General features: G+C 41.0%; 12 protein-coding genes. All 12 read right to left on the bottom strand.

What is annotated here, in order from left to right:
• Positions 1-119: 119 nt before the first annotated feature.
• Complete coding sequence (locus tag ABYK33_RS12040; RefSeq protein ID WP_373033485.1) at positions 120-578, bottom strand: hypothetical protein; 459 nt, start codon at positions 576-578, stop codon at positions 120-122.
• Between the two features lie 323 nt (positions 579-901).
• On the bottom strand, positions 902-1,567 hold the full coding sequence (locus ABYK33_RS12035) for a class I SAM-dependent methyltransferase (protein ID WP_373033484.1): 666 nt from the start codon (positions 1,565-1,567) through the stop codon (positions 902-904).
• Entirely contained in the window at positions 1,568-2,221 is a 654-nt protein-coding gene (locus ABYK33_RS12030) for a DUF998 domain-containing protein (protein ID WP_373033483.1), read from the bottom strand. It lies immediately after the preceding gene.
• 268 nt (positions 2,222-2,489) lie between these two features.
• Positions 2,490-2,855, bottom strand: coding sequence for a rhodanese-like domain-containing protein (locus tag ABYK33_RS12025; protein WP_373033482.1), 366 nt, complete (start codon positions 2,853-2,855; stop codon positions 2,490-2,492).
• On the bottom strand, positions 2,849-3,163 hold the full coding sequence (locus tag ABYK33_RS12020; RefSeq protein WP_373033481.1) for a hypothetical protein: 315 nt from the start codon (positions 3,161-3,163) through the stop codon (positions 2,849-2,851). The genes ABYK33_RS12025 and ABYK33_RS12020 overlap by 7 nt, the downstream gene beginning before the upstream one ends.
• A 216-nt stretch (positions 3,164-3,379) precedes the next feature.
• Entirely contained in the window at positions 3,380-3,745 is a 366-nt protein-coding gene (locus tag ABYK33_RS12015; RefSeq protein ID WP_373033480.1) for a hypothetical protein, read from the bottom strand.
• Positions 3,746-3,765: 20 nt separating this feature from the next.
• Complete coding sequence (locus ABYK33_RS12010) at positions 3,766-4,101, bottom strand: hypothetical protein (RefSeq protein WP_373033479.1); 336 nt, start codon at positions 4,099-4,101, stop codon at positions 3,766-3,768.
• An 83-nt stretch (positions 4,102-4,184) separates the two neighbouring features.
• A complete protein-coding gene (locus ABYK33_RS12005; protein WP_373033478.1) occupies positions 4,185-4,997 on the bottom strand; it encodes a hypothetical protein in 813 nt (270 codons plus the stop codon).
• 100 nt (positions 4,998-5,097) lie between these two features.
• The gene (locus ABYK33_RS12000; protein ID WP_373033477.1) at positions 5,098-5,970 is read right to left on the bottom strand and encodes a bacteriophage abortive infection AbiH family protein; all 873 of its coding nucleotides are present in this window, start codon (positions 5,968-5,970) and stop codon (positions 5,098-5,100) included.
• 85 nt (positions 5,971-6,055) lie between these two features.
• On the bottom strand, positions 6,056-6,325 hold the full coding sequence (locus ABYK33_RS11995; protein WP_373033476.1) for a hypothetical protein: 270 nt from the start codon (positions 6,323-6,325) through the stop codon (positions 6,056-6,058).
• Positions 6,322-6,528, bottom strand: coding sequence for a YodC family protein (locus ABYK33_RS11990; RefSeq protein ID WP_373033475.1), 207 nt, complete (start codon positions 6,526-6,528; stop codon positions 6,322-6,324). The genes ABYK33_RS11995 and ABYK33_RS11990 overlap by 4 nt, the downstream gene beginning before the upstream one ends.
• 275 nt (positions 6,529-6,803) lie before the next feature.
• On the bottom strand, positions 6,804-7,429 hold a 626-nt coding region (locus ABYK33_RS11985; RefSeq protein WP_373033474.1), incomplete at its 5' end, for a formylmethanofuran dehydrogenase subunit E family protein.

Genomic DNA, 7,429 nt, shown 5'->3' with positions numbered 1-7,429 from the left:
AGAGCGTTAACGGTTTGATGAGATGTTGACTACGCATATGATGCTCCCAGGTTGTCGATGGAGTGCTACGGTTACTGCCAAGAGAACCTCTTTTGATTTTCTGGAATAGAGAGGGTTTGTCAGAGGCCATTTTGTTTTACACCAATTGCTCCAAAGTGTTTTACGAAAAAGTAGTACAGCTTTCTCAGCTTGAAATCGCCCATCATTTTTAAAAAAAGACGGTCTACCTGCTCTTTTGTCACGGGTACGGTGTCGAGATACTGGTAGAGGGCGTCATGCACCAACGATGCGTGGTAGGTAAAGGGGAGCATGGTCCTGTGGTCGACATGCCCGTCAGGAACCCCGATGATCCATAGGTTTAACAGGCTTTTCTTCGGCGTACAGCCATCCCACGCATAACCATTTTCATTCGCCTTGACCGTCACGACACCGTCCTGGCTGATCTTCAACCACTTGCTCTCAAATTCCTTCTCAAGCTCCCAGCCTGTGTCTGCGTAGACATAGTCTTCGGTGATTTTAAACTTGTATGTAAAGTTGCCGGTTCTCAGTTTCTCCCGGGGTGTCGGATAGTCATTCATGGTGTGTTCTCGTCCTCTATTCAATGTTAGAAATAAGCAATCAAAAGTATAGATGTGTTCAATGGTATCTTGATTGGCAGGAATTGTAAAGTTTTATGCATTTTTAGTGAGGATGGAGAGGTACAGGGTCGATGAGAAGAGGGGACCCACTCACAGTAGACGCCATGAGCATAAGGATACAATTCATAAATAAGTACCGATACAGCGACTGCTGTAATTATATTTAAAGCTATCAATACTTTCTTAATCATTGCGCGCCTTAACGTTTAAAATTAGCAACCAGAAACCCGCAGACGGCTTTTTGATTGCTCTCCTCTGGTTTGTTAAGTTCTAAATAATTCAACCCTAAATCTTCTAACGGGAGGTGTTTCATTGTCCATAAAATCCTCAAAACTCTGAATGCTTATCCCGTTATCTGAAAAACATTCTATCTCTTTCTTTGTCAGGGGCCAGGGCATCTCTCCGGCGGGGTCATTGTCGCTTCTTCCGCGACAAATTACTATTGCCTTGCCTGACGGCGATATCAATGAAGAGATTTTTTCTATAGCATGAAGCCGTCTATCCACAGGTAGCACTTGCAAAGTATAGGATTCGACTACGAGATCGAAAGCGGTATCCCAGGTTTCTGGTAGATTAAACAAGTCAGCAACCTGATAATCGACCCGGGAGTCAGGAAATCGTTCATGACACCAACGAATAGCTGTTTCAGATATATCGAAAGCCGTCACTGCAAGACCAATTTCTGATAAATATTTGGCATCGTCTCCCAGTCCGCAGCCAATTTTCAATGCTTTTTTCCCGTGCCAGTCCATGTTGGAATTATTAACCCATTCAATAAGGTGAGGGTTGGCTTCCAGGTCAGCCCATGGAATTACAACGCCTTTGGTTTTTGCTTCGGCATAGAGCGTCTCAAACCATTTCAGAGATTCACCTTGTCTGATAGATTCTTTTGCCAACTCTCTAGCTCTTGTTCTATTGTGCTGTTCCATTCAGGCCAACTCCCTTCTTTCGAGCAGAAGGGTGAGCGCCAGCACGGCAAACCATAGTTGATAGGAGTACCAGAAGATGCGTTCTTTGACGCCCAACCACGGGGTGTCCAGTCCGGCCTCAATGTTTGGTGCGTCCAGGCCGCTCCATAGGCCAAACACCAACATTATGACGATGGTAGCAGCCGTGTAGACGCGAAAGCGGACTCCAAAGGCAATCGCTGCCGACACCATGGCCGATAGGACCAAGAACATAGCCACTGCCCCCTCTACGAGGTGCAAGGTACCGCTCAGCCCCTGGTCCATACCTCTCTGCTGCATGGGAACGAATTGCCCGACCATAAGCGCCAGGAGACCAATAGCTACCAGCAAGGCGCCTGTGATTTTAAGGCTCCGTCTTTCAGCACTGCTTCTCCACACGCCGATACCGAAGGGCAAGAAGAGCAGATAGACCGCAATAAGCATTGATGAAAAGAGCAGCCGTGACGGGGCGCCAATTGCGCCAAGCTCGCTGATCGTGTAATCCCGAAAGCTGTACTCAGCCCACGAAAGACCCGCAATCATGTCGGCTGCGGCATACATGAGAGGCGATAAGATACCGCAGAGAAGAAGAAACCTCTGTACTTGCAATGTTTTTGCCTCTGGTTCTGTTGCCATGTTCTTGAACCTCCGTTGTCACTGGCGAGAGTTAAATCCGTGATTTAACTCTCCAGTAACAAATATGTTAGCACTTTCATACTGTAAAAAATAGTAAAGAGTTGTCTATGCACTATTTTTATAGGCGTTATTGAACAGTTGTATTGTTGATTTTTAAAAAAGAATAGAAATGAAAAGAGTGTTTTATTTTTACGAGAGAGCAGGGTCTCTTTTGCCGCGACCTTCTGACAAACCGCGCTGAAAAGCGGCCGGAGAACGGAAAAAGGCCTTACTTTACCGTTTCGAAACCTCTATCGATCCAACCCCAGTTAATGCCGCCGTCTAACTCATAGACGTTTTTATATTTGAGTTTTAAGCCCATGATCTCACCGATGGTCTTTGTTCTGTTCGCATGGGCGCAGACCAGAATAAAAGGCTGCTCCTTGTCCGTCACCACCTCGGTGAACGCTTCGAGGAAGGCATCGAGGTCGTATTGTCCTGCTTCGTCAAAAAAGGTGATCTTATGGCTCCCCTCGATGGTACCGTACTGTTCCCACTCGTCAGCTCTTCGTACGTCGATGACGGTAAAGCCTTCCTCTTTTTTCTGTTGAAACTCTTTCGTCGACAGAGACTTAAACGGCCCAAAATTTAACATTGATTTCCTTTTTTGTTGGGGTACTTTTTTGTCAGTCTGCAATAATCATAAAAATCGCTCAGCATCAGGTAGCGGATCTCGACATCCTCGAATTTTTTCTTTAAGATCGGATGCCCCTGCAGATAGAGCTTGACGTCGTTTTGAAACTCTTTCGGGTACTCCAGCTTTTCGGCCTGCAGCGATGAAAAGCAGTCCAGAAAATCGAAAAAAAGTCTTGTCACGATCGCCTCTTTTTCCGGAGACCTGTTTGAAAAGAAATCGCTTGTCTCCTCAAATGTCTCACATATGTTCACCAAACACGTATTCAAAATACACTCCCTGCTACACGCAATTTGAATTGTATATACATAAATCATACTTGAAAAGCAGAAAGGCATGATGCGGTAAGAAGTTTGTTATCTTGATTGGTGAAAGTTGTAAAGATTTTATATTTTTAGTGAGGGTGTTCCGTTTCTGCAGGGATGAGGAAGAAGTAAAGAATATAGGTACACCTTGTATTTGTCATATGCTTAAATCACAATGTTTTATCTGGCTTGGACTTTACAACTGAGGTATGTCTCAAAATCGACATAATTATTATTTTTGTAATATAGGTTAGTAAGTTTAGCACCATCTTTAGTCTCTTCAACTATGTACTCTCCAAGAGCAGTTTTAAATTTATATATTTTACTTCCTTTTGCTATCTCTTTTGCAAAATATATGTCTTCTACAGCAACATTTCGATTCATAAGCTGCAGTGTATCGGACCCAATAGCCATTGTACGCCTTATGCCAATTTTTTTTACTTCTGCTGCTGGATCAATATTAACACATTCATACCATTTCTCATTTTCAAAATCGGCATATAAAAAATTTTGTATAACCAACAATACTAGAATGATTTTTTTCATCAGATTCATCCTTTTTATATTTAGTAAAATATTAAATCTCCATATCCCCAAATTATAGTTGATACTACCAATAAAATATGAGTGAAAATCTTAATAAGTTTTTGGTTTGAGGTATCACTATAATCAATAGGGTTATCGACCCAAACACCTAATTTTTGACCAATTTCTTTATTTAAAAGTTGCTGTTGATGTGAAAAGTTATATTCTAAAATTGCTCCAAATATAACACCTATAGAACCAGCACGAGCGAACCATGTACCGTCATTTTGACATATACTAAATAGAAAGAATGTGATTAATACACCATAACCAAGAATTAAACATGTATATTCCCACCATTTTATTGTTTTATTCAATATATTCCTTTGTATCATTATAACGTTTGAGCTGAGCACTCAAAAAGCCGCACGCGGGTTTTTGATTGGTCTTCTTTGTGTTGTTATGTTTCATTTATTAAGTCCTTGACTGTGTAAACAACAAAGCTTAAAAGCGAAAAAGCCTTTAATGAATTCATTTTTGTCCCATAATCCAAGTGTTTTCTATGGCCATGAAGAATACCATTTCTATTAGGAGCTTTATTTTTTGCCTCAAGGCTTGATTTTGAAATACCAGAATTATGATGATTCTTTAGTTTAAAAGGTTCTAGGAATATATTTGTAAACATATTTGCTTCAATTTCACCTTTCTCTATTAATTCATTTAGTTTCTCTTGTGTTTCATTTCCTGTAAATAAGAAACTTTTTAAAACTTCGTTACATATACCATCAGCTTGAGCGAAAAATAATGGTATTGACGCGACATAGTTTTCTTGTTTGTGTAATTCAAAAGCATTTTCAAGAATATGTTTGCGATTAGAGCAATACTTCAATATTTCTGCAGTTATTTCATCCCAGTTTTCCTCAAGATGTCTTTCCATAAGCTCATCTAGTGAATCAATAGGTGTCTCAGGATAATAAAAAAACGTATACCAATTAGGATACCAGCCATTCTCAGCCATGACGGTCACATCTTCTTTTCTTGCTATTTGCCATTTTTTCGCCGACTCGGCAACTTTGGCTAAAGTAGCGTTAATTTGACTAAAAAAAGGTTCATATGCCCTTGTTATTTCATTTAACCTTTGAACCGTTGGTCCTATGGCTTCATTAAGTTTTTGAACATGAGGAGGTATCACTTTATTTAATGTAGTGGCAATTTGCCTAACGGGGGCTGTAAGCTGGGCAATTTGTTTTAATACTCGATCTATTTTATTCATGAAGAGTCACCTTTGAAACATAACGTTTAAAATGGGCAATCAAAAAGCCGCCCGCGGGTTTTTGATTGGCTCCACTACCTTGTTATGCTTTCAGTATTCATTAATTTCTCACTAATTCCACATGGCTCCGCAGGTCAATGTTATGCGAATTAATTCCACACTTTATTAACTTGTCCCTGAAACCCTCGATGCAATTAGGGTCGTAATAATAGACAGTCCATGCTGCATTTGGAGCGCATTCCGCGATTCTTTGGAAATACGGTAAGTCTACAGAGTTTAACGAATGACCAATTACAATGACGTTGTCGGTATCTGAGAGCGATTGAAAGAAAACTTGGTGTTGTTTCAGTAAGTCTTCAACAGGCTTTTTGAGGGCGTAAAGCGGATACATCGCAGTCCCTTCTGCATCTGAGAATGGTGTTCTAGTGGGTTCACCATCCTCATCAAAGGTGGGCTCTTTTTCTATTTTAATACCATGCCCAAATATCAAATCATCAAACTGTTTAGCATTGCCGTGAATATGTAATATTTGCTTTGGATCAATGCCGTACACTTGTTGAATAGTTGATGTGTAATTAAATGATAAATATCTGCCTGCAGGACAGAGATTCATAGTTTTCTTAGCAACGGAAATATCTATTTCACCAATCCATTCTTCAAATTGTGACCTTATAGATTTTACATGCTCTTCGGACTCATTAGCTAAGTCATCTTCTAAGGAATATATCATGCTAGGCTTGAAGTTTTCAGCAGTTACATCAATATGATTATGAGCAGAATAAAAGGATCTCCAGTTGAACTTTCCAAGATCATTTTCAAAATCCCTCCAGAGTCCATCGTTAGAAATAGACAAATTATAATATTCTGATATTTCGTCCAACAACTCTTCTGCGAATCGATAAAAATGCTCGTAACTTGTCGGCAAGTCATGAAATAAATCAAAGCCATTTCCAATCACATACAATTTCGGCATTATTTAAGTCCTATAGCATAACGTTTAAAATGAGCAATCAGTGGCCCGCTCGCGGGTTACTGATTGGCTCCTCTGGGTTGTTAGACTAGCCTCTAGCATCTCTTCCTGGCTCATCCTCAGGCACACGAAAACGCCAATACTTATCAGGCTTAACCCATACAACATCTACTTCGGTTAATTTTCTAAACTCATTTAATAGTTTACGTTCCAGTACTAAATTGCCATCGCTATTGTCTCTAAGAAATGCATTCTCACCTTTTTTAACTAGATAATTAACAACATCTTCTTGATACAGACAGCCATCTTTATCAAGTTGAATCTTCATCCATAAAGATATTTCTGTTGCATCCATCATTCGCTTTCTTTAACAACAGGCATGAGTGACTCCTCTGGAAAATGTCCCTGATCAAGTTTTTTCCCAGCGAACCATTGGCATTCGTAAGTTCCAGAGAATTCCTTAGTTTCATAATGTTTATTGACCGACCTAATGGTCATTTCTGGTCCGCCAGATTTGAGTTTGACAATGTCACCAACATTGAATGTATTTTTCTTTCCCATAATATCTCCTTGGTTTTGTACGTTTTCGCTGCGCGGAAACGTACAACTATTTATTTAACGCACATAGTAGCACTTTAAACTGTATGGCAATGCTAAATAACAGAAAAAATGATTGTTTATTTTTAAAAGAGTCGTATTTTTCCCTGTAAATGCCCGGTTTTTATGACTTTAGAGCATTGAAGGTCGAAAACCCGTTAAAAACACAAAACAAGTGAAGCGCTCCAAAAGGATGTTTCCTCGAAAGCGTGCTTTCTACTCTGCCGAGGCAGCAGGGGCTATTTCCCTTCTACAACAGGTCTTTCGCGGTAAGGGTAGTTTTTAAGACGGGTATCGCTTCGTTTATGCGGGTTGGGTACGGCTTTTGTGGTGTCGACCCACTCCTCCCATTTAAAATCTTTTATGATCTCAGCCTGATAGCTTTCACTCAGCGGGTGGCTCAAAATATCGTTGACATGCTGCCACTGGTAATAACGCAGAAGATCTACCTGGTAAGGGTCGGGTTTTCCTTTTGCGTCTTTGACGACTTTTTTGAGGTCAATGACTTTCTGCATGTCGACCTTGGTTATCCATGTTATGGCACCCGGAAGCACGACCAGTTCGTCTGGGATGTTGTTGATGCCTTTTTTCCATGTTGCCAGAACGGCGACGCCGGTGTCCTCACGATAGAGGATGACCGCATGGCTGTAGTCTTTGTTTTTAAAAAACCCTAGCGTTCCGTATTGGAGGCGTGCTCCTGTCAGAAAAGCCAGCCCGTCCGACCAGCAGGGGCTTGCTCCCGAAATGCCTCTAAGCACACTTCTGTCTATGATGCCGTCGGGGAAAAGGATCTTGAAAGCGGTTTTACAGCTATTGGCCACATGGGTGATGCCCTCACAGTCATGGCCGTGCCATTTCACAATGT

Source organism: Sulfurovum sp., from assembly GCF_041562805.1.
Lineage (GTDB): Bacteria > Campylobacterota > Campylobacteria > Campylobacterales > Sulfurovaceae > Sulfurovum.
The sequence above is the reverse complement of the archived record's forward strand: the minus strand, read 5'-3'. Positions and strand labels throughout refer to the sequence as shown.